The sequence below is a fragment of the Ardenticatenales bacterium genome (assembly GCA_020634515.1).
GTDB lineage: Bacteria > Chloroflexota > Anaerolineae > Promineifilales > Promineifilaceae > JAGVTM01.
The window spans coordinates 270,036-296,076 of the sequence record JACKBL010000008.1; the positions used below are offsets into that span (position 1 = coordinate 270,036).

The following is a 26,041-nucleotide window of genomic DNA, read 5'->3' on the forward strand; positions in this document are numbered from 1 at the left end:
ACTTCTTACCTCTTATACCTGTTACGCTTTTCCAGGTTCTTTTCACGTCTCTTTTCGCCACGCGCCAGGCGCTGGGCAATGGAAATTTCCTTTGCCCCTTGATCTGCCTGCAAGAATTTGGCTAATTCGCTGACTGATGGCGCTTCGTAGATGACGTGTGCCGGCACTTTGTCCATCTGGAACACTTTCTTCAACCGCGCCACCATGTCTAGACCGACCAGCGAGTTCCCGCCCAAATCGAAGAAGTTATCCATCACGCCAATCTCTTCGATTCCCAGAATATCTCCCCAAAGCGCGGCGATTTTCTGCTCTATCTCGTTGCGCGGGGCCACATAGGAGTTGCGCAACGACGGACGAGGATATCTAGCCCGGGATTCCTGGTCACCGCGACCATAAGCCAGGATAGCGTCAATGTTGAACGTTTTTCTGCCGGCAACAACTTCGTGGAAATCCCTTGTGGAGATAACCACGTGTGGCAGCCCGTGGGTGATAATGCGGGACAACCCGTCGTATCCTTCCGCAAAGCTGATGCCATACTTTTGACGATGGGCGACCAGCGCGGCCCGTACATCGGGATTGAATCCCTCCAATCCTTCTTGCCACGCATCCCACAGCCATTCGCCCCAATCCATGGCCGTGACGACGCGCTCATGATCGGCGTAATAATGCGCATAGCCATCAAGGAAAGCGTTTGCCGCCGCGTAATCAAACTGTCCAGGGCCTCCCCCTGTGACAGCGTTCATGGATGAAAAACAGGCGAAAAAGTCAAGTTCAACATCTTTAAGCACGCGATCCAAAACCAGCGTGCCCATCACTTTGGGCATTAACACGGACGAAGCCATCTCCGGCGTCTTCAACTGAATCAAGCCGTTGCCAGGCATGCCCGCCGTATGCAGCACCCCATGAATCCGGCCAAACCGCGTTATGCTTTCCTGTACCACGGCCTGCATCTGCTGCTCATTGGCGACATCCGCCCCCATAATGAGTAAATTGGCGCCCGTTGCCTCTAATTCCCGCACCCCATGTATCTTTCGTCCTGTACCCCGTTCGGTCCCTTCCCGTTTCAGGATAGCATCCCATTCGGCACGGGGAGGTAATCCAGAACGGCTTATCAGGATCAGGTTAACATTCGTTTGTTGGGCCAGGTGGTTAGCCATTGCCAGGCCAATACCTCCCAACCCACCCGTTATCAGGTATGTTCCCCCAGGACGAAGCCAGGGGGGGCCTGTTTCCGGGAGAGGGGGGAGCTGAACTTGGTCAAATGCCTGCACCCAGCGCTGCTGGCGGCGCAAGGCAATCGCGTCCTCCACAACGGGGGCCGTCAACTCGCCTAGCAGATTTTGGAAGAGTTTGCCGGCATTTCGATCCCAATCTGGCAGAAGCGCCACATCGATTAAGCGGCAAGCTATCCGCGGATATTCCTGAGGGATGACTTTGTAGGCGCCGGCGACCAGCGTTTTTTCAGGACAGAGATTTTCGTCTCCCGTCACCGGATAGACATCAGAGGTGACAATAGACAATTGACAGTCAGCGAGATCTGATTCCCCTATTGCCTGCGTCAGGCTGAACAGGCTATTGAAACCGAGATCAAGTTTGCTTGTTAGAAAGTCATAACCAGACAGAGCCTGGTCATTGGCCGTGACACCCCACATATGCACGATATGGGTTACTGTCAGTCCGCGTCCCTGTAACTCGCCCAGCAAGCTGACATAATCATCCCGTGAATCGGGACGTACTACGTACTGGCCATCGCCGGTCCGCGAGAAAGCAGATCCAACCGTCACCGAAACAACCGGGTGATGGCGCGCTTGCAGCCAGGTTGCCACCTTTGCCGCCATGCCCGTCTTGTCCGCAAACAGCAACCAGCATTCATTTTGTGCTGTTTCCTTGTCTGTGTTGGCGGGAATCAGCGCCGCTTTTTGGTTCCAAACAGGCATGTAGAACCACCCATCTATCTCTTGACGGGGTAGGGCGGTCATGGACTCTTCCAGGGTACGCGCTTTTCTGGTTCCCGCCTTTGCCTGTAGATGACGCGGCGTCGGTTTTAGCCAATAACTTTGGCGCTCAAACGGGTAGGTGGGCAGAGGTATGCGCCGCCGCTTTTCCTGCCCATAGAAGCTTGACCAATCTGGGGATAGTCCCAAAAGCCATGATTTTCCCAGCGTGTTCAGGATGTAGGCAATATCAGACTGTTGGTCATAGGAAGCCCGCATGGTGCTCAGGATCAAACCGGCCTGTTCCCGATTGCATGACGGGTGCTGTTTGGCAAACGAACCTAATGCCTGACCAGGGCCTACTTCAATTATCACCTGCTCCTTGGTTTGCAGGAGCGTTGTCAGGGCATCAAAGAACCGTACAGGTTGTGTCATGTGTCTGGCCCAATAGCCAGGGTCTGTCGCTTGTTCATCCGTAATCCAGTCGCCGGTTACGTTAGAGATGTACGGAATGCGCGGCGGGTGAAGTTGTATGCTTTGGACCAGTTCGGTCAGGCTTTCCCGCAACGGGTTCATCATAGTGGAGTGAAAAGCATGGCTGGAGTCTACTTGACGGAAGGAAATCTCTTGCTGCGTCAGTTGCGGCTTTACTTGCTCAATGGCTGCCGGAGAACCCGCCAATACGCACATTTTTCGACCAACATGCGCGGCCAGGGAGACTTCTTCCGATAAGAATGGCTGTATTTCCGTCAATGAGGCGGATACGGACAGCATCGCGCCAGCATCCAATCCCTGGATCATTTGGGCGCGCGTGGCCACGAGGGTAAGCGCATCTCCGAGGGAGAGCACGCCGGCCAGGCAGGCAGCAACATATTCGCCCAGACTGTACCCAATGAGCGCCTGGGGCTGTATGCCCCACGACATGAGCAGGCGGGCCATGGCGTATTCGATTACGAAGACAATGGGCTGTGCCACGGATGTTTCATGGAGCCGACTCGATGCGGTTGGCTGGCTTGTGTCGCCGCGCGCCCCATTCCGTCCTAACATGCTCCGCAGATCAATGCCCGTTCCGTTTGTTTTGCTCGGCGCCGCCTGGTCCGGCGGGTATAGCCAATCGCGTACCTTTACGCCCAGGAATGGATAGAGTACACGACAGCACGCCTCCACGGCATCGTAAAAAACGGATTCTTCCTGGTACAACTCCTGGGCCATCCGCAAATAATGATCGCCGACTCCCGCGAACATAAAGGCGATCGGGCGACTGATGTCCGGTTGGTAACCGCTCCAGACTCGTTGCGGGGAAAGAGATTCCAATGCCTCCAGAGCGTCAGCCGTATCACGGCACACGACCATCCGACGACAGGCAAAGGCTCTTCGACCTGATTGCAGCGTGAAGGCGGCGTCGGCCAGGTTTGTTTCAGGATGTTGCCTCAGGTAATGAGCGAGGTTCATCGTTGCCGTGTCCAATGCGGATTCGGTGCGAGCTGACAGTAGCAGCAGTTGCCACGGACGGGTTGGGCCGGAAGGTGGCTGCGCGGGTGGTTCCTCAACGATGACGTGCGCATTGGTGCCCCCCATGCCTAAGGAGTTCAGGCCGGCGCGGCGAGGGTTTCCTTCCTGCGTGGGCCAGGGGTTAAGCGTTGTGTTGACGAAGAAGGGGCTGTTGTCAAAATCAATAGCCGGGTTTGCTTGTTGGAAGTATAGAGAGGGGGGGATCAGCCCGTTTTTCACGGTCATGACTGTCTTGATCAATCCGACCACGCCCGCGGCGCGATCAAGATGCCCCACGTTGGTTTTCACCGAACCAATGGCGCAGAAGCCTTTCTTATCGGTGAATTGGCGATAGGCTTGTGTTAATGAGGCAATCTCGATGGGATCGCCTAATTCGGTGGCCGTCCCATGCGCTTCAATGTAACCGACGGTCTCGGGATCAATGCCGGCATTTTCCAGCGCCGTGATTACGGCCGCCGCCTGCCCCGCTACACTAGGGGCGGTATATCCCACCTTTAGGGAACCATCGTTGTTGATGGCCGATCCCCGGATGACCGCGTGGATAGTATCCCCGTCTTCGAGAGCATCCGTCAGCCGTTTAAGAACGACTACGCCCACGCCGTCGCCAAAAAGGGTGCCTTTTGCCTGCGCATCGAAGGTACGGCAATACCCGTCGGGGGATTCCTGTCCACCTTCTTCATATAAATAGCCTTGTTTTTGTGGCGCGCGAATGGCCACGCCGCCGGCCAAAGCCATATCACATTCGCCATGCAGCAGACTTTGGCAGGCCAGGTGCGTGGCGACCAATGCGGTAGAGCAGAATGTTTGCACGGCAAAGCTGGGGCCGCGCAGATTGAGTTTGTAGGAGACAATGGTCGTCAGGGAATCTTTGTCCCCGGAAATGACCATTTGTGAGTCGTTGATAGAGGCGGAAAGTTCTGGATCGCTATACCAGCCCAGCAGATAGGTGCTGATGTTGGAGCCTGCGAAAACGCCTATCAGACCTCCGTAGCGATCGGAATCATAGCCAGCCAACTCCAGCGATTCCCAGGCGCATTGCAGAAAAACGCGGTATTGCGGATCCAACAACTCCGCCTCACGGGGGCTGTAACCAAAGAACCCGGCATCAAATAGATCTGCCTCGGCAATAATGGGGCGCGCTTTGATGTAGTTAGGTTTGCTGAACAGCGTCGGGTCTATGCCTGATTCCTGTAATTCTTCATCGGTAAACCGGGATATGGAGTCAACGCCATTGCACAGATTTTCCCAGAATTGCCCGACGCTTTGGGCGCCAGGGAAGCGACCATTCAGGGCAATCACGGCGATGCCCTGGTTGTCTATGGTTTGACGAGCTTTGCGCCGCCGATCCTGGAGTATTTCCGCCTCGGCATGGGGTTCGGCGACCGCATGAGCGGGTTGCAAGTAGCGCGCCAGGGCGTTGATGGTGGGGGCTTCAAAAAGAGCCACGGGTGAGATTTGTGTCTGAAACTCTTTTTGCAGCCGTGCTACCACATCCAGGCCAATCAGGGAGTTCCCGCCCAGATCAAAAAAGTTGTCGTGTATCCCAATCTGGTTGATGCCTAATACGTCTTCCCAAATGGCCGCGATTCGTTTTTCGTATTCATTGGTGACGGCAACGTAGCCGGTAGCCAGCGTTGGGCGGGCGTAACTGCGTCGTTTGCCTGATGATTTGTGGGCGTTGTCGCTAAAGAGAACCCATTGTCGGATCCTGGCTTGCAGATCGCCCGTAGAATTAACCAGTTGCGTTTTGCTGCTGGCGATGGCGCGGGCAAAGGCTTCCGTGCCCTCTTCGGGCGTCATTTCAAAAACGGCTACGGTGGCGTTGGCAAATAGTTCTGAATCATGCAGTCCAACGCGCCAGGTATCCCAGTTGACGCTTGTCCATCTGTTTTTGCCGGCATAATCACGGGCGTGTGCATAGGTGTCCATGAATATGTTGGCGGCGGTGTATGCCACAAATCCCAACCCGCCCAGAACGGAGGAAACAGACGAGAGCAAAACACAAAAGTCCAGGTCGCAATCCGCCAACACCTTGTCCAACACATACAAGCCGTGCGCCTTAGGACGGAAGTGCGCTTCGCACGTCGCGGTGTCCATGTTCTGGATCACCTTAACCGCATCCAGACTGACCAGACCCGCGCCATGAACCACGCCATTCAATGCCCCAAAATGGGTACGGGTCCGGTCAATGACGGCTTGCATTTGCGCCTCATCGCTCACATCAGCGCCCAACACGAGTACCTCACCGCCCAAAGCTTTTAGCGCCCGCACCTTTTGAATCTTGCGGCTGGTCGGATCATCCTTGCCCCGTGCCGCCAGCCACGTATCCCAGGTATCTGGCGCTGGCAATCCTGACCGGCTGGTCAACACCAATCGAGCCTGATATTGTCTGACAAGATAGTCCGCCAGGGCCAGTCCGATCCCGCCCAAACCGCCGGTGATTAAGTAGACGCCTCCAGGACGTATTTGCTTCTCGGTTGGTTTTGCGACAAGGGTTTCCGGGGTGAATGTTTGCACGTATCGCGTCTGCCCACGGTAGGCAATGGTCACGTCTGGAACGGATGTGTTTATTTCGGCAAGCAACTGGTTAATCAGTGCCTCGGTCTCCAGGCCATTTGCCGGCATTACCATATCTATGGCGCGGCAGCGAACCGAGCGAATCTCCTGGGGAATAACGCGACAAGGCCCCAGGATAGTCGATTTTTCGGCGTAGAGAGGGAACGTGCCGGCAACCGGCTGCATGTTGTTGGACAGCACGAAGATCTGCGGTTGCGCGAAGACGTCCATCGCCTCCGTCATCGCTTTTGTCAATGCCAACAAACTGTAGAAACCATTTTTCTGTGCGGCCTGGAATTGGTCGATTTGAGCAGCGGGGGGGGACAGTGGGGTGACGCTCCAGGCGTGTATGATAGTGTCCGGTAGCGCATTAGCGCGTTGTAGGGCGGCAAACAACGCCTGATAATCCGCCGTTATGTCAGGGCGGAGTGAGAACCGGTCCGCGGCTTGCTGCGCAAACTGTTCTCCAGCCGTGACTCGAATGACCCGCTTTTGCTGCCGTTGTAAGTGTGTTCCCAGGTCAGAACCCAGCCCCACGCTATCTTCAAAGAGAAGACAGGTTTCCACGGCCCGTTTGTTTTGTGTCGCTAACGGGGTTTCCGTCCATGCCGGCAAATAGAACCAGTCTGCAATGTTTTCCTTTCTTTGGGTGGCGACCGTCGGTTGCGGTCCGGCCGCCAGCAACCCCGGTTCAGGGTCAATCCAGAACCGTTGCCTTTCAAACGGGTAGGTGGGAAGCGCTAACCTGCGTCGATAGGTGTGTCCATGCAAGGCCGTCCAATCCAGTTCGTACCCGCTCAGCCATAAGCGCCCCAGGCTCTTAAGCAGATAAGCGATGTCGGAATGGCGGTCATAGGCGTGGCGCAAGGTAGGGGCAATGACGTTCAGGTGTTTGCGCTGGCTATCTGGATGTTGTTTGGCAAAAGAGCCTAGCGACTGCCCTGGCCCGATTTCGAGCAAGAACAGATCGTCCTGCCGCAGCAGAATTGAAAGGCTATCCCCAAACCGTACTGTCTGGCACAAATGGCGTCCCCAGTATTCGGGATCGGTGGCCTCTTCGGGCGTGATCCATTGCCCGGTGACGTTAGAAAGATAGGGGATTTGGGGAGGATGCAACTTGACGGTAGCTACCAGCCTGGTAAATGCCGGCAATATCGCGGCCATCATCGTTGAGTGAAATGCGTGAGTCGTTTCCAGGCGGCGATAGGTGTAGCCGCGCTGGCCGAGCTGCTGTTCCAGATCGCTAATGGCTGCTGGCGGACCGGCCAGAACACAGTTTTGTGGCCCATTCACGGCGGCTAAGGCAATCTCATCGTGCAGAAAAGGTTGTACCGCCGCTTCCGAAATGGATACCGCGACCATACATCCTGCCGGCAATTCCTGGATCATTTGGGCGCGACGGGCGACCAGCGTAAGCGCGTCTTCTAGCGTCAACACGCCAGCAACGCAAGCAGCGACATACTCGCCCAGGCTATAACCAACCAGCATCTCCGGCCTGACTCCCCATTGCAAAAGCAATTGGGCCAGAGCGTACTCAATCACAAACACGGCGGGCTGGGCGATGTCGGTGCGATTGAGTGGCGCTTCTGAGTCCGTCGGTGCATTTCCCGCACGTTTGAGCATCCGGCGCAGATCAACGCCCGTGTTTGCCGTCCCGTTATCCGTAGCGGCTGGGTAGAGAATTTCGCGCAGGTCAAGGCCAAGAATCGGGCGCAAGAACCCGGCGCAATGATTGATGACTTCCCGAAAAGCCGGTTCCGCCACGTATAGCTCGCGGGCGATATTGGCGTATTGATCGCCCACACCGGCAAACATGAAGGCGACGGAACGGTTCACGTCTGGTTGGTGACGGGTGAAGAGTTGAGTTGGATCGCCTGATTCCAGGATTTGGGTCGCGTCTGACACATTCTGGCAGACCAACATGCGTCGATATTCCAGGCTATAACGTCCTGTTTGCAGCGTGTAGGCTGTGTCAGCCAGGTCGGCTCCAGGGTTTTGCCGCAGGTAGTGGGCCAGGTTGGTCGTACTCTGTTCTAAAGCGGTCTCCGTTCGCGCCGACAGCGGAATTAACTGCCAGGGTCTGGTTGGTTCGGAATGCTTTGCCGGCGGCGGTTCTTCAATAATCAGGTGCACATTAGTGCCGCCCAATCCTAAGGAGTTGACGCTGGCGCGACGCGGCGCACTGTTTTCTCGTTGCCACGGTGTCAATTGCGTCACCACGAAGAAGGGGCTGTTTTCAAAGTCTATTTCGGGATTGGGCGTTTCAAAATGGAGGTTAGGCGGTATGACGCCGTTTTTGACGGAGAGAGCGGCCTTGATCAAGCCGGTGACGCCGGCAGCACGGTCAAGGTGGCCGACATGGGTCTTTACAGAGCCGAGCGCGCAATAATGTTTCTTGTTTGTCTGGCGCTGAAAAGCTTTGGTTAGTGAAGTGACTTCAATAGGATCACCCAGTTTGGTGGCCGTTCCGTGCGCTTCAACGTAGCCGATGGTTTCCGGATGAATGCCGGCATTCTCCAAAGCCGCGGCAATCACTTCTACCTGACCCGCTACGCTGGGAGCCGTATAACCTACCTTCAGCGAGCCGTCATTGTTAACGGCGGACCCCTTGATAACGGCGTAAATCTGGTCGCCGTCTGCTAAAGCATCTTCCAGGCGTTTAAGCACAACGATTGCCACGCCATCTCCGAACAATGTCCCATTGGCGCGCGCATCAAACGTGCGGCAGTGCCCATCAGAGGACCCCATTCCCCCTTCTTGAAAGAGATACCCTTGTTTCGCGGGTACCCGGATGGAAACGCCGCCCGCCAGGGCGATGTCGCATTCACCACTGCGCAGACTCTGACAGGCGAGGTGCGTTGCTACCAGGGAAGTGGAGCAAAACGTCTGGACGGCAAAGCTAGGCCCCTTCAGGTTTAGTTTGTACGAAACTGTCGTGGGTAAGGCATCCTTGTCTCCACCAATGACCATCTGGTAGAGATCGACTGTCTCTTGAATATCGGGATTGTGATACCAGGAAAGCAAATAGGTGCTGATGTTGGCTCCCGCAAAAACGCCCACCAATCCTTTGTATTTATCTGGGGCATACCCGGCTAACTCCAACGATTCCCAGGCGCATTCCAGGAATAGGCGGTGCTGCGGATCCATCATTTCCGCATCTCTGGGACTGTACCCAAAGAAGGCGGCATCAAACAGGTCAATATCATCCAGAATGGGGCGCGCCGCGACGAAGTTGGAGGCTTCCAACAGCTTGGGGTTTGTGCCGGCAGCGATCAGCTCTTCATCGCTGAAAAAGGAGATGGTTTCCACGCCATTGCACAAATTGTCCCAGAACTCAGCGATATTTCGCGCGCCAGGGAAGCGGCCATGCATACTGACAATGGCAATACCGTCATGCTCAATGTGTTTGCGCGCTTGCTTGCGCCGTTCCGTTAGCGCCGCCTTTTCGTGGTCCTCTTGCAAGGTTGGTCCAACCGGCCGCAAATATCGCGCCATGGCGCTCACGGTGGGCGCTTCAAACAGAGCCACTGCCGGCACTTGAATGTCCAATGCTTTTTGCATCTGCCGGATGACTTGCAGACCGATCAGGGAATTGCCGCCCAGATCAAAGAAATTATCGTGGATGCCAATTCCTTCAATACCGAGGACATTTTCCCAGATTGCGGCAATACGCTTTTCATACTCATTGGTAGCCGAAACATAGGAAGTTGTCAGTTCAGGCCGTGTATGGATTGTATGTACGCTGCCGGGTGGCGGTAACAAGGCTTCCAGCGCCACCCATTGCCGGAAGCGCTCTTCCAGGTCCCCCGTTGAGTTAATCAGGTGAGCCTCACCACTGGAGAGCGCCAGCAGGAAAGCGGTTGTGCCTTCCGCGGGTGACATCTCGAACTGCGAGACGGTCGTAGTGGCAAAAGGCGTATCAACCGCCGACATAGCCGAAAACTGCCAGGTATCCCAATTGACACTGCTCCACCGCGTGGCGCCCCCCTGGTTGTTTTGCGCCTGGGCAAAGCTATCCATGAATGCGTTCGCCGCCGCATAAGCGCCAAAACTTAGGCCGCCTAATACCGCGGAAAGTGAGGAGAACAAGAAGCAGAAATCAATCGCTTTGTCCGTCAGGATATTGTGCAGAGCGTAGACGCCATCAACCTTCGCCCCGAAATGGGTGGAATAAACGTGTTCATTTGTATCCTGCAACCCCTTTAATACATCAGGCGTCGTGACGCCAGCCGTATGAATAATGCCGTTTAGTTGCCCAAAACGTTGATAAATGTCGTCTATTAAGGCGCGCATGGCCGCTTCATCGGCCGTATCCGCCAGCGCTACCATGACTTCGGCGCCGGCTGCTTCAATAGCCAGCACCTGTCGAATTCGCTGGCTGGTGCGATCATCGGGCGGTTGGTGCCGCAGCCAGTCGTTCCAGACATCACGAGGCGGCAAAGCAGAGCGACTGGTCAAAACAAGTTTTCCCTGTGTGCGCCGCGCCAGTTCTAAGGCAAGGGTCAGTCCAATGTGACCCAAGCCGCCCGTCAGCAAATAGACGCCATGGGGGCGCAGGGGGGCATCAACGATTGAGGTTGTAAGCCGTTTGGGGATATACCGTTGCACGTAGCGCGCGTCGCCACGAAAGGCGACGGCAACTTCTGTCAGTGGAGCGCATAGTTCGGCTAAGAGTGGTTGGACAACGGTTTGTGGATTTGCCGGCACAGATGGTCCGGCGCTTACGTCTACCACGCGGCAGCGAATGTTTTGGTATTCCTGGGGAATAACGCGACACAAGCCCAAGACCGGTGACTGAGCCGGATTGAGTGGATAGCCGGCCACCGGTTGCGCCTGGTTGGTCATGACCGTCAGCTCAACTGCCTGGGCATCCCGTTGCTCGCCTAGCCCCTGCACCAGATAAAGCAGGCTGTTAAACCCGCGCCGCTGCGCTTCCTGGAAATGGTTACGGTTACTCAGGTCGATTTCTGTCTGGTCCACGCTCCACATATGCACAATACGAGAGGGGATGGCGCCTGATTGCTGCCGGCATTTCGCCAAAACAAGCTCATAGTCTGCTCGTTCATCAGGGCGCGCCACAAATGTGAAATCATCTATTTGCGCGAATGTCTCGCCCGCCTCCACGCAAAAAACAGTAACATCCCGTTGTCGCAGTTGCTGTTGCAGCGCGGCTCCCAAACCCACCTTGTCCACAAAGAGCAGCCAGGGATCGGCCATTTCCGCATTGCTTGCATTGAGCAAAGGCCACTCCTCCCACACCTCCTCATAAAACCAGTCGGCAGGCTCGTCTCGTTTGCCGTTACGTGGATCTTCCTGCTTTGCCGGGGAGGCAAAACTATTAGGTAGCGGCTCAATCCAATAATGCTCACGCTCAAACGGATAGGTAGGCAGCGGGATACGCTGACGGCGTTCTTCCTTGTAGAGATGTTGCCACTCAAACGCATAGCCCGTCAGCCACAACTTACCGATTGTTTCCAAAAGGAAAGCCACATCGGAACGGGTGTCGAAAGCGGCGCGCAACGTGGGCAGGATTAACGACAACTGCTCTCGTTGACATAAAGGGTGTTGTTTGGCAAAAGAACTGAGCGATTGCCCAGGGCCGATCTCCAGCAAGATGCGATTCTTATCGGGCAGTAGCGCGGCTAAACCTTTATCGAACCGCACTGTTTCACATAGATGACGCACCCAGTAGGCAGGATCGGTCGCTTCTTCATCTGTAATCCACGTACCGGTCACGTTTGAGAGGTAAGGAATCTGGGGAGGCTTAAGGGTGAATTGCCGCAGAAGCACCGTAAAATCATCTACCAGTGAGCGCATCATATGGGAGTGGAAAGCGTGCGTCGTCTCCAAAAGGCGCGTTGCCACTTCCTTCTCCGCTAACTTCGCCTCAATCTGCGCGATTGCCTCTGGGTTGCCCGCCAGCACGCAGGTTTCCGCTGTATTAACCAATGCCAGAGAAACAGCGCTGCTTAAGAAAGGCTGTACGTCCGCCACGGACAGGGAAACTGCCAGCATACGCCCGCCCGGCAAGTTCTGGATCATCTGCGCCCGACGCGCTACCAGCGTCAACGCATCTTTCAATGAAAGTACGCCAGCGACGCAAGCAGCCACGTATTCGCCCAGACTGTGTCCGATCAAACTGTCTGGTGCGATACCCCATGACAGCAAAAGTTGAGCCAGGGCGTAGTCAACGACAAAAACGGCCGGCTGGGACACATCCGTGCGGTTGAGCCGGGCATTCTCCTGAAGTCTGTTGCGATCCAGCATCTGGCGTAAACTAAAGCCCTTTTCCGCGGGGGCGGGAGCTTCTCCCGTAAACAGTTGCTGGCGCAGGTCAAACTGCAAAATGGGCTGTAAAAGGTCGCAACAGGTATCTACTGTCTGGCGGAAAACAGGTTCCACCTCATACAGTTCACGAGCCAGGTTGGGGTAATGATCGCCAATGCCGGCAAACATGAATGTAACAGGGCGTGATTGGGTTGGATTGACGGCGCGGGACAGCCGTTCGCCGCCCTCGGCCAGCAGGCGCAGGAGTTCTTCTCTGTTTTGCGCAATCAGGAACCCGCGATGGGCAAAGGCGCTGCGTCCCATTTGCAGCGTGTAAGCGACGTCGGCCAGATTCTCTACCTGCTCCTCGTGCAAATAACGCCCCAGATTCCGCGCCAGGGTCGTCAGGGCGGTTGGCGTCTTGGCGGACAGGGGGAGTAGAAAGGCGGGGCGTCGCGGCGCGCTGGTTGGAATTTGGGGCGCTTCTTCAACAATGACATGGGCATTTGTGCCACCCATGCCGAATGAACTGATGCCCGCCCGCCGGGGCATATCTTCATCAACAACCCAATCGCGCAGGGTGGTGTTCACATAGAAAGGCGTCTGGCCGAAGTCAATTTCGGGATTAGGTTGTTCGTAATGGAGGGTTGCGGGGATTTGTCTGTGTTGCAGCGCCAGGATCGTCTTAATCAGCCCGGTAATGCCCGCCGCCCGATCCAGATGGCCCAGGTTTGTTTTAACGGACCCAACCGCGCAAAAACCACGCTTGTCCGTATATTCGGCGAAGGCTTTGGTCATGGCCGCGAATTCAACGGCATCTCCCAGAGCGGTACCGGTTCCGTGCGCTTCAAAATAGGTGATGGTTTCCGGATCGATGTCCGTGCTGGCCAGTGCTTCCAGGATGACGCCCGCCTGCCCGCGCACGCCGGGGGCGGTGTACCCGACGCGCATCGCGCCATCATTGGTGACTGCCCACCCTTTGATGACGGCATGTATCGTGTCCCCATCCGCAATGGCGTCCGTCAGGCGCTTCAATAGGACGACTCCGACGCCATTTCCTAGCGGCGCCCCCTTGGCGCGAGCATCAAAGGCGCGACAGCGCGCATCCGGCGAGGCAATTCCTCCTTCTTGATAGGTGTAGCCGATCTTTTGCGGGACGCTGATATGTACCCCGCCGGCCAAAGCCATGTCGCAAACGCCAGACAATAGATTCTCACAAGCGACGCTGACGGCTACTAGCGATGTGGAGCAGTATGTTTGGACGGTGTAGCAAGGCCCGGTCAAATCCAAGAAATAGGCCACGCGGGTAGTCAAGGAGTCCTTGTCGTTGCCCAGAATGAGGGGCAACAAGCCGACGGATTCCTGTAGTTCTTGATTAGGATACAGGTTGTTGAGCAAGTAGGAACTAATGCCCGTGCCGGCAAAAACGCCAATTGAGCCGGCATAACGTCCCGGATCATAGCCAGCGTGTTCCAGAACGTTCCAGGCCGCTTCCACGAATAATCGTTGCTGGGGATCCATGATTTGCGCTTCGCGCGGCGTCAGGCCAAAAAACGAAGCGTCAAACATCTCAATATCATCTAAAATGGCGCCAGCTTTGACATAATTAGGGTCCTTCAGCACGGATGGATTGGCGCCGGCCCGCAGCACATCCTCATCAGAGAATTGGGTAATTGATTCCACCCCATCGCGTAAGTTTTGCCAAAACCGGCGTATATCGGCTGCCCCAGGGAAGCGCCCGGCCATGCCAATAATGGCAATGTCGTTTGCTGTATTGTCAAGATTCAGATCAGGCATCTTTAGATTTTCCACTGTTCCTACCTGTTGGAACTATCCGGCCTTCATGAAGAAACCGGGGTTGTTTTTCTTAGAATGAGCCTCAGGGTTCGCGCGCAATTAACTTTGGACTATCCGATAAGTGAGAACCCTTGCCGCGCATCCGTCACTTTCGGACTTATAAACGGATGCGCCCTTATGAACGGGCGAGACCTCGTCTCTGACGTCGTTCTTTGCGTTTTTGCCCCCGTTCTCTGTTGGCCGACAACGTTTTGTCGGTTTCCTCATTAGGGGAAATGAGTTTGTATAGTTCGCTCACTGTAGGCCCTTCATATAAGGATGCCGCGGAGAGGGCGATGCCAAACGCCTGCTTCAAACGGGCGATGATCATCATGCCAAGCAACGAGTTGCCCCCCAATTCCAGGAAATGGTCATGGATGCCCACGCTGTCCATGGCCAGCACATCGGCCCAGATAGCGGCTATGGCCCTCTCTGTTTCATTGCTGGGCGCCACGTAGGGATTGCGTAGATTGGGGCGCGGGTGGGTTGTTTGCTGCCGTGTTCGGGATACATCTTGCAGAAAATCCGTGATCGTAAACGAGTATTGGCGCGCCATTGTGGCCTGCAAATCCAGGGGAGATACCAGCACCTGGGGCAGCGGCGTCGCCAAAACACGCCAGAGTGCTTCCTCTCCTTCAGCAAAACTAATCCCATAAGTCTGGCGTATTTGCCGTATCTGCTCATAGACGCCGGGAACATCCGCTGCCATGTTGGATTGCCACGTGTCCCATTGCCACAGCCCCCAATCAATGGTGACGGCGTTGATTCCATGGTGGCTTTGCAGATAGTGGGAAAACGCACCGAGGAAAGCGTTGGCCGCGCAATAGTCTACTTCTCCCAGCCCACCCATAACGGCCCCCAGGGACGAATACAAAACGATGAAGTCAAGGGTTTGTTGTGTTTGCCGCAGGATATTGTGCAGCATGACACTACCCTGCACCTTGGGGCGCAGCACTTGTGCGGCTACATCGGGCGCTTTGGCCTGGATCAATCCTTCTCCGGGCACGCCGGCCACATGAAACACGCCATGAATGTGACCGAAACGGGCGTGCGCTTCCGCGATGACCTGTTGCATTTGTGCTTTGTCCGCAGCATCCGCCGTGGCAGCCAATACTTCGGCCCCTGACTCCTCCAACGCCAGGATCTGGCGAATGCGGTTCCGCGTGGAAACAGGCGCATTCTCGTCCACAAGCAGTGACGACCAGGCCGTGCGCGGCGGCAGGGGGGACCGCCCGACCAATATCAGTCTGGCCTGAAATTTCTTCGCCAGAGATCGCGCCAGCGCAAAGCCGATGCCTCCAAAGCCGCCGGTAATCAGGTAAACGCCGCGTTGGCGTAGCAAGTCCAGACCGGATTGCTTGTGAGTTAGTTTTGCCGGCACGAATGACTGTACCCACCGAGAACGACCGCGATAGGCAACCACGGTTTCCGCAATATCGCCTGATAGTTCTGGCAAAAGTTGCATGGCGATGGCCCTGGATTCTGCCGGCAACGCCACGTCAATGCTCTGACACCGGATGTGGGGATACTCCTGGGGAATAACCCTGATCATTCCCAACATCGTTGCTTTTTCGGGACACGTCGCTTCCCCGCCAGACATGTCCTGCATATTGTTGGAAATAACGTGCAGTTGAATGGGCGTAGTCGTTTGCTGCTTTCCCAGAGCTTGCGCCAGAAAAAGCAAGCTATAAAAACCAAGTTCCTGCGCCTGGGTAACGCTGTCTTCATCAACCACTACCCTCTCCTTAGTCCATACATTCCACAAATGAACGATGTGATCAGGTGCAAGGTTGAGTAGAGAAAGATGGTGCAGCAGGTCTTCGTACTCCTGACTCAGTTGAGGATTAATCGTATAGAATCCTTGTTGGAGCCGTTGGAAAGCGTCGCCAGCCGTGACGACGATGACTTGATCCCCTCGCTGCCGCAATTGCGTCGCCAGTGCCGTACCTACCCCCAAAGCGTCCGCGAACAAAAGCCAATTCTGCGGCCGCGTTTCCGGGGCATTGTTGGGGGGCAGCAGCGGGACGCGCTGCCATGTCGGCAGATGGAACCAATCGTCCATTTCTTGCTTCGCCATGCTCGTTTGCGCCGGGGCTGGCGGCAGAGATAACTCAGGGCTGGCCGGCCGAGAATGGTGAGTCCAGTACTGCTGACGTTCAAAGGGATAAGTGGGAAGAGGAAGCCGGCGGCGAGAAGCCTGGGTGTGAAAGCCTGACCAATCTATGGCGCAGCCGCTCAGCCAGAGTTGACCCAGCGAACGCACCATAAACGCCTGGTCTGAAGTTGCGTCGTGCGCGGAGGGTAGAGATGACAGAACAATTGGATCATTGGCGCTGGCCCTGGCCGGGTGCTGCATAGCCATACTACCCAACATCTGCCCTACGCCCACCTCGACCAGGATATTTCCCGGCTTTTCCCACAGCGCACGAACCCCATCCGCGAAGCGCACAGGTTGGCGCATATGGGTAGCCCAATAACGCGGGTCAACGGCCTGCTCGTCAGTAATCCACGTTCCCGTTACGTTGGAAATATAGGGGATTTGTGGTGGTCTCCGCTCGAATTGCGCGACAAGTTGGGTCAGCTCGTCCATGATTGGTGTCATTGCCCGCGAATGGAAAGCGTGGGTGGTCGATACCGGGCGACAGGCAATCCCTCTGGCTATAAGCGTTTGTTCCAGGTCTGCTATGGCCGTGGGTGATCCGGCTACGACGCCCATCGTTGGGCCGTTGATCCCGGAAAGCGAGACGGCCTCAGAAAGCAGAGGGGCGATGGATTCTTCTGGTAGAGCGACGGCCAACATGCTTCCCGCGGGCAGGGCATCAATCATTTGCGCTCTTCGCGCAACCAGTTGCAACGCATCTTCAAGAGAAAAAACGCCGGCCAGGCAGGCTGCCACGTATTCCCCGAGGCTGTACCCGATCATCGCCTGTGGCTGAATTCCCCAGGACATCCACAGTTGCGCCAGCGCGTACTCCAAGACAAATAAAGCGGGCTGTGCCAGTGAGGTCTGTTTGAGCGATCCTGAAACGTCTTTCTTATTGGCGCGCCCCAGCATCTGCCGTAAATCCAGATCCATTTGTCCGACGGATGTTTCTTTGCCGCCGCCATTCTGGGAAAATAGCAGAGGGCGTAAATCAACTCCCAGATAGGGCTGCAATACCTCACAACAGTGATCAATCACTTGCCGGAAGAGGGGTTCGTTGTGGTACAAACCCGCCGCCATGTTGATATACTGGTCCCCCAATCCTGGAAACATGAACGTTATCGGGCGAGAGTGAGACGAAACGACGCTGCTTAAGACGTTTCGTGCTGTTGGGTTTTCCAAACCCGTTATGGCTTCTTGTGCCGAGTGGCACACCACGATCCGTCTGAAGTCAAAAGCCGCACGCCCAACCTGCAAGGTGTAGGCTATATCGGACAGCGGCGCGTTTGGGTGCGTCTGTAGATAGGTAGCCAGATTGCCGGTGGCGTGGGCCAATGCTGTTTCTGTTCGGGCTGACAAAGGAAGCAGAAAGGGCGTGCGTGAATGGGGGTCGGCTGGCGTTGCTTGCGGGGTAGGGGCTTCTTCTAAAACCACATGAGCATTTGTGCCGGCCCAGCCGAATGAGCTGACGCCGGCGAGACGACGGCCATTGATAGGCTTCCAGGGGGTAAGTTGCGTGGGCACTTGGAATTGGTGTTCATTCCAGGTGATGTAAGGGTTCGGTTGGCGCAAATGCAGATGAGGAGGAATGGCCTGATGCTGTAAGCTGAGGACTGTTTTGATCAAACCGGCCATGCCCGCGGCGGTTGTGAGATGCCCCAGATTGGTTTTGACTGTGCCAACAAGGAGGGGGCGTTCTGGTGGGCGACTTTGACACAGCGCGGCTTGTATGGATTCTATCTCAATGGGATCGCCCAGCGGGGTGCCAGAACCATGTGCTTCGACGTAGCTAATTTGAGTGGGGGAGATGCCGGCATTTTCCAATGCTTTCCGGATAACGGCTTGCTGCGATAGGCCATTTGGCGCAGTCAGCCCGTTGCTCCGCCCGTCCTCGTTGATGGCTGAACCACGGATCAATGCCAGCACATGATCCCCCGCCGCTACAGCGTCAGACCATCGCTTTAATACGACGACGCCGCACCCTTCACCAACGCCAAAGCCATCCGCGCCGGCGTCGAATGTTTTGCAGTAACCATCCGCCGAAAGCATACCCATTTTACAGTAATTAATGAATGTCTCTGGCGAGGAAATGACATGGACACCGCCAACGAGCGCCAGGCCGCACTCCTGGGTGCGTAAGCTCTGGCAGGCTAGATGGACGGCCACCAGCGAAGATGAGCAGGCGGTGTCAACAGCTAACGTTGGTCCGCGAAAGTCGAAAAGGTACGAAAGCCGTCCTGCTGCCGCGCTGCACGAACTGCCGAGCAGAAAGTTTGGGTCGTCAACGCAGACATCCCCCTCACTTCTGATTTGATGCTGTGTATATTGGTTGTCGGAAACACCAATAAACACACCTATGTTGCGGTCGGTCAGGCGATTGGGGTCTTGTCCTGCCTGCTCCAGCGCTTCCCACGCTACTTCCAATAGCAATCGCTGCTGCGGGTCCATGCGCCGGGCTTCACGGGGAGATATGCCAAAGAAGGCGGCATCAAACGATGTTGCCTCGGCCACAAAGCCGCCGCGTCTGGTGTACATCTTGCCAGGTGCGGCAGGGTCCGGATCATAATAGGTGTCGCTTGCCCAACGGTCGGGAGGGATTTCGCCAATCCCATCTTCTCCCTGTCGCAACATATTCCAGAACGCTTGGAGGGTGTTGGCGCTGCCTGGAAAACGGCAGGCCATTCCCACGATGGCAATTGGTTCCCGCTGCGTCTGATTGGCCGCTTCTAGTCTGGCGCGTGCCTCCTTGAGTGCCAGCAGGGCGTGTTTGAGTTGCTGCGATGTATTCCTGCTTGTGTCTGGGGAAACGCTCATCTACACACTCTTCAATAGATCGTCCAGCGCCGCTATCTCTTCCGCCAGCAGGGCTTCCAGTTCGCTATCTGATAACTGGTCGAGGGAGTCCGTAGAAACGTCCGCGGGAGAGGCTGGTGAATGGGCTGGGAGGGTTGCTTGGACAGACAGGGTTTTAGGGGGCGGTGCGTGCTCGTCGGCCATGAATTTTCCTGACAAATGCGCGGCCAATGAATGGATAGTGGGATAGTTGAAGATAAGGGTTGTTGACAACTGCATTTGCAGGTTTTTCTCCAGGCGATTTTTCAGCTCCAGAGCCATTAGGGAGTCAATTCCCAATCCTTTGAAGGATTGGTTGGCCGATATGGTTTCTGTGGGTAGATGCAGTACCTGACCGACTTGATCGCGCAGGTAGGCTTCCAGGGTGGCGTTTCTGGCCTGCTGGGGTTGGTTTGTCAATAGTTCCCGCATTGATTTGTTGTCTTGTTCGCGGGGATCATGGGTCAGCTCTGGCATTAGCTCATGGAAGAATGGCAATGTGGTAGCTTCTGGCATGGACACGGCCCACTGCCGGCAGTCAAAAGCCATCACGCTTATTTGCGTTTCGTGTTGCCGTTTCATTAGCCAATCGAAGGCGGCTATCCCTTGCGCGGGTGTTAATGCGCCCAAGCCACGCAATGTCAAAAGCTGGCTCTGGGCCTCGTCCATCGCGGCCAGGCCAACTTCTGCCCATACGCCCCAATTGATGCTTGTGGCGGGCAGCCCTTGCGCGTGGCGGTAGTGCGCCAGGGCGTCCAAAAAAGCGTTGGCAGCCAGATAGTTGCCCTGTCCGGGTAAGCCGAGAATGGTGGCGGAGGAGGAAAATAGGACGAAGAAGTCCAGGGGTTTGTGGCGTGTGAGCGTGTGTAGATTCCAGGCGCCTTTTATCTTCGGCGCGAATACACGTTCAAATTGCGCCTGGTCAAGCTGGTGCAGAAGGGCATCATCCAGGATGCCGGCAGCGTGGATAATGCCGCGCAAGGGTGGTGATGTCTCTTCGATTTGTCGAAGGACGGAGGCCACTTCGTCAGCCTGGGAAACATCCGCGGCTACTGTGACAACGTTTATGCCGGCACAAACCAATTCATCTATGCTCTTTTGCTTATCGCTTGAGGGTTGGCCGCGGCTCATTAAAATGATCGTGCCCGCTCCTTGCGTCGCTAACCATCGGGCGGTTTTTAATCCCAATCCGCCCAACCCGCCGGTAATCAGGTAACTACCATCAGGTTGGATACGTGTCGCGGGTCTTTTCGTGCCGGTCACTGTGACTGATTGGGCGGGAATCGTTATCACAATCTTGCCGATGTGTTTGCCCTGGGCCATATGCCGCAAGGCGTTCTCCGCTTCGGTTATGGCAAAGGTTTTGCAGGGGAGGGGCGTGAGCTTCCCCGCCGCAAACAAGGACATTATCTCTCGCAGGCGTTCCATGACGAAAGAACGCTTTTCCTTGATAAGACGAGCCAGGTCAATAGCGAAAAATGACAGGTTGTTCTTGAAAGGACGCATAGCCAGGGGCTTGTTTTGATAGATGTCCTGTTTACCAATCTCCAGGAAGCGGCCATATGACCCTAAAACGGACAGACTTTGCTCCATTGCTTCCCCGGTAAGGGAGTTCAAGACGACATCAACGCCCTTTCCATCCGTATGCGTCATTACCTCACGCGCAAAATCCAATGTGCGAGAGTCCATTACCTTTTGGATGCCCAGCGTTTGCAGATAGGCGCGTTTTTCCGCCGAGCCGGCGGTGGCTAAAACTTCAGCGCCGACCAATTGGGCTAGCTGCACTGCCGCCAGCCCTACGCCGCCAGAAGCAGCGTGAATCAATACCCGCTCTTCCGTTTGCAAACGTCCCAGGTAATACAGAGCGTAATAGGCTGTCAGAAACGTGATGGGAATAGTGGCTGCCTGTTCGTGCGTCAGATGAGATGGTTTGGGCACTACCAGTGCAGCCGGGACAATGACGTGCGAGGCCAGCAGGCTGGTGGTGTCGAAGTCTGGGGCAAGTGCCAATACCTCGTCTCCGACATGCAAACCAACCACTTCTTCCCCGATAGCCGTGATTATCCCGCTGCACTCACCGCCTAGGAATGCCGGCATTCGCGGATCAACGGCCGGGTAAATAGCCATCGCCTTCATAACATCCATGAAATTCAACCCGGCTGTTTGAACGGCTATCTCTACCTGGTCTGGCCCTGGAGCCGTTCGCGTCGCGGCTTCCAAGCTCAATTGGTCCAGGATTCCAGGTTGGTTGATTTTAAGACGATAAGCCTGATCAGGGAGACTCCCGACCCCATTTGTTTGATCGAGCGGCGTGACGGGCGTTTCTATTTCGGGTACATAGCGCGCCAATCTGGCCACATACCGTCCATCAATCCGCAACGCGATCTGCTCCACAGGGGCATCATACTGTAACTCAGCCAGCAAGGCCTCGGTTTCCCCGGCAAATGGCTGTTGGCTCAAGTCAATACGGGTGCAGCGCAGTTCGGGTCGTTCGTTGATAACGCCTGCTCCCAGTCCCCACAGGGCTGCCTGGTCGGCCGCGACGACATCAGGTGTTTCGCCTGCTGCCTGTGACCCGCGGGTAATTAGCCACAATCGGGGAGAAGGATATCGCGGCGTTTTGCGCATCGCCCGGATCAGATAGGCAATGCCCACGCACGCCATCCGCGCTGCCATCAAATTGTCGGCCGTTGTCTCGTCAGAAAACGAGGATGTTAAACCCCACAGGTAAACAATATGATCAATCTGTTCTGTCTCCGCGAAGATCGTACCGATTCCTTGCTGCCATGACGCGACCGAAAGCGGATTGAACTGGTATTCGCCGGCAGAAAGCTGTTGGTCATCCGCGCCGGGCCAGACAACGATGCAAGTTGCCCCGGCTTCCCGCAGGCGATCCACCAATTGACGAGCCAGGCCAGTCGTATCGGCAAAGATCAGCCAGTTGGTTGATGTTGTTAGAACAAGTCCGTTGCGGGCAGCGTGCGGTTGCCGCTGCCATTGAACCTTATAGAACCAGTTGGGTAGGATAGGGGTTTTCGGCCGGGGAATATGCTGCAAATGCAGCCCGTAGGCGGCTGCCAATAGCTGGCCGGCCCCATCTACTAGCAGCACATCCCCTGTAATGCCGTCTGGCGTTAGGGAATGGCCTTTTGCCTGGGCATAAAGGACCTCACCATCCTCTGGCTGAGCGTATATCCGCAAACTGTTCAGATGTTTTGGCAGGTAGAGGCGTGTCTTGTCGTCGTGCCTGGGCAAAGTAGCGAATAGGAGTTGGAAACAGGCATCCAACAAGGCAGGATGCAGCTTTTGCCCGTTGTTGCCCGCTGAAGGCAACGCCACAGGCCGCAATTTGCCGATGACGTCCTCTGATTCTCCGGCCCACCATTCAATGACACCCTGGAAATGCGGGCCATAATGCAGTCCGCGTTGACGCATGGAAGTGTAGTGCGTGGAGCCGGAGACGACGTCCGCGGCGGAGGAGGGCTGAGAGAGGGCGGCGAACGGTTGAGGTGGGTTGTTTCCACGGGAACGTGCTTCTGGCTCTATTTCTTGAATAGTTCCATAAGTATGTAGTGACCAGGATTTTGTCTGGGTAGATGTGTGCGGCCGACTGTAAAGGCGAAAAGTAAATGTACCTGGTGTGTCGGGGGTGATTGTAAGCTGTATGACATGTGTTTGTGCATCATCCAGAGTGAGCGCTTCTTGAAAAACAACCTGTGCCAATTGAAAATCTGTTTTGGGGAGGATTTGGGTGGCGGCGGCAAAAATGGTGTCCAGATAGAAAGATGCCGGCACAATGGTCAACTCTTGCACCCGATGATCGCGCAGATAAGAAAAGTGAGCTAAGGATAACGTTCCTTGCCAGAGATGATTGCCCTCAGCGGTGAGGGTATACGTGTCCGGCAGCGAGGTGATACCGGAGGCGCGTGGTGTATGGTTTGATTCAGCCGGGCTTTGAGTCGTGACCCAATAAGATTCACGCTGCCAGGGATACAAGGGCAGCCGTACAAAGTTCCCGGGCCGTGCATAAAATGACGCCCATCGCACCGGATACGCCAGGGCAAAAACACGTTCTAATGATGTCAGCAAATTGACCTGTTCTGGTTCATCTCGCCGTAGCGACGAGAGCGTAGTTCCCGCCTGGTTTGCATATTGCAGCCCCTGTTGCACGGCGGGCAACAAAATGGGATGCGGACTCATCTCAATAAAAATAGTGTGACCACTTGCTATCAGTTGCTGCGTCATGGCGGAGAAAAGCACAGGCTGGCGCAGATTCTTCGCCCAATATGTCCTGTCACATTCGTCGCCCTCAATGACCGCCCCTAGCGTGGTAGAGTAAATGGGAACAGACCCCGAACAAGGTTGGAGGTCGGCCAATTCAACCAGCAATTCCGGAATCAAAGAGTCCATTTGTGGACTGTGCGAAGCAACGTCAACCTTTACGCGCCGACAATACACATCCTGAGCCTGCAATCTTTGCTCAATACGCTCAAGGGCGAACGGTTCTCCAGCGAGTACGCACATTTGTGGACTGTTATTAACGGCCAAACAAACGGAATCGGCACTTTCCGCCGCTAACAATTCTCGTGCTTCTTCCAGAGACAATTCCACAACGATCATGGCCCCTTGCCCGGCCACGCGACGCAGCAGTTGACTGCGCCGGCAAATAATCCTCATGGCATCCGTCAAACTCAAAGCGCCAGCCACAAAAGCAGCCGCGACTTCTCCCATGCTATGTCCAATCACGGCATTGGGTTCAATCCCCCACCAACGCCAAAGTGCCGCCAGGGCAATTTCGATGGACAACAATGTAGGTTGTAACACATCAATCTCGCCAAGAAGGTAGCCAGGAGATTCGGGATCCGTTACAAGTTGCGTTTGCAATGACCAGGTTACAAACGGTCGCATCGCTTCTTCGCATTGGGCCAACGTTTGCCGAAAGACGGGTTCGCGAATCATCAATTCCCGCCCCATTCCCAACCACTGTGAGCCTTGCCCTGGAAACACAAAGGCGATTTTGGGCGCGGCAACAGCAGACGCTGTGTCATCCATGACCGTTGCAGACCGCTTTTCATGCAGAAATGCGCTCAACCGCGCCGATATTTCTTCTTTGTTTCGGCCCACAAAGCCCGCCCGTTTTCTATGGTGCATGCGGCGACAACTGGCGGTGTAACAGATGTCAGACAAAGAAGCATTTTCTGTTGTCGTCAGCCACGTCTGGAAGGCGCGTACCGTTTCTCTCAGGGCAGCGGACGTATGCGCGGACAAGGGAAGCAAGTAAGCTTTGTCGTCAGTTTCGGGTGATTTGCCTTCTCCCAAAGTCAGAGGGCTTTCCATCAGGATGGCGTGCGCATTCGTGCCTGTAATACCAAACGAATTGACGCCAGCAATGCCTTGTCCTTTCTTTGCCGGTAAGGGCCTGGTTTCGGTGACGAGATGTATCCTCCCTGTTTCCCAGGCTACTTGCCCGTTGGCGTTGTGTAAATGGAGGCTGGGCGGGATCAGGCGATGCTTTAGAATCAGCGCGGCTTTGATCAAGCCGGTAATTCCTGCCGCGCCTTCAGTGTGTCCAAAATTCGTTTTGGCGGAACCGACAAAGCAGGGCTTGTCCGCGGAACGCCCATTGCCAAGAACAGCGGACAGGGCGCCTAATTCGACAGGATCCCCGACCCGCGTACCGCTGCCGTGCGCTTCGACGTAATGGACGTGGTGGGGATCAATGCCGGCACTTTCATAAACAAAACGCAGTAACGCCTCCTGCCCGGCCTGGCTTGGCGTGCCCAAATAGCCATTTCGGTGACCATCATTGTTAACAGCGCTGCCGCCAATCACAGCGTAAATTGAGTCATTATCTTCGATAGCCTGAGAAAGCCGTTTGAGGATGATCACCCCCACGCCTTCGCTGCGCACGTAACCATCAGCCGCCGCATCGCCAAATTTGCACAACCCATCAGGCGCAATCATGTTCGAGCGAGAATATGCAACACTGATGTGAGGTTGCAGAATAAGGTTGGCGCCACCCACAACGGCCAGATTGCACTCCCCATTTCTTATACTTTGACAACCAAGATGCACCGCGACCAGAGACGAAGAACAGGCCGTATCAATCGTCATACTTGGCCCCTGCAACCCCAGGAAGAAGGAAAGCCGCCCGGATGCGGCATAGCGACCGCTCCCTGTCGTCATATGAAAATCGAGTTTGCTCAGATCGCGAAACACATGCGTTTCATAATCGCTGAGCCACAAACCGATGAAGACACCTGTACGACTGCCGACTAATGCTTCAGGAACCTGCCCGGCATCCTCCAGCGCTTCCCAGGTTGTTTCCAAGAGCAACCGCTGTTGCGGGTCCATGCGCCGGGCCTCGCGTGGGGAAATACCGAAAAATTCCGCGTCAAACCGATCGATATTTTCTAGGAAGCCCCCCCGACGAGTCGTCACTTCTTCCAACGCGCCCGGAAAAAACGCATAGTTCGTGCGCAGCCGTTCCGGCGTGATATCTCCAATGCCAATTTTTTTGTCTAGTAGGAATTGCCAGAAAGCGTCTGGCGAATTGACATTGCCCGGTAAACGACAACCAATGCCAATAATGGCAACTGGTTCGGATATAGCGCCGTTCTCAGGGGGAAGAGATGGATACATGGTTGTTCTCTCATTGATTACGGAGACTGCCCGCAAATCCCGTCTGTCTCGGTCGTGGTTAGAAACAGGTACACCACCTGGCAGCCCGCTGATAGTCACAAGGTCTGTCTGATAGCTATCCATGAATGGAAACTCTCGAATAAAGAACCTCTTACTGTTGAGTCACTGAAAAAACCGGGTTTTTCGAGTGTCCGGCCGAAATTACCAGAGTGGTTCATGTGTAAAAACCCGGTTTTTGGCCTTTTTTCAGTAGAGTCACTGTTGGAATTTTGACCTTGCTATGTCAAGAGATTAAGCATGGGGCATCATGATTGGTGTG

3 protein-coding genes are annotated in these 26,041 nt (G+C 55.4%); all 3 read right to left on the reverse strand.

Translation table 11 applies throughout. The features are described 5' to 3' along the window. Positions 1-5: 5 nt before the first annotated feature. On the reverse strand, positions 6-14,066 hold the full coding sequence (locus H6650_19990; GenBank protein MCB8954293.1) for an SDR family NAD(P)-dependent oxidoreductase: 14,061 nt from the start codon (positions 14,064-14,066) through the stop codon (positions 6-8). Between the two features lie 175 nt (positions 14,067-14,241). Then, the gene (locus tag H6650_19995) at positions 14,242-19,062 is read right to left on the reverse strand and encodes an SDR family NAD(P)-dependent oxidoreductase (protein MCB8954294.1); all 4,821 of its coding nucleotides are present in this window, start codon (positions 19,060-19,062) and stop codon (positions 14,242-14,244) included. Continuing rightward, complete coding sequence (locus H6650_20000; GenBank protein ID MCB8954295.1) at positions 19,063-25,722, reverse strand: type I polyketide synthase; 6,660 nt, start codon at positions 25,720-25,722, stop codon at positions 19,063-19,065. Positions 25,723-26,041: the final 319 nt, after the last annotated feature.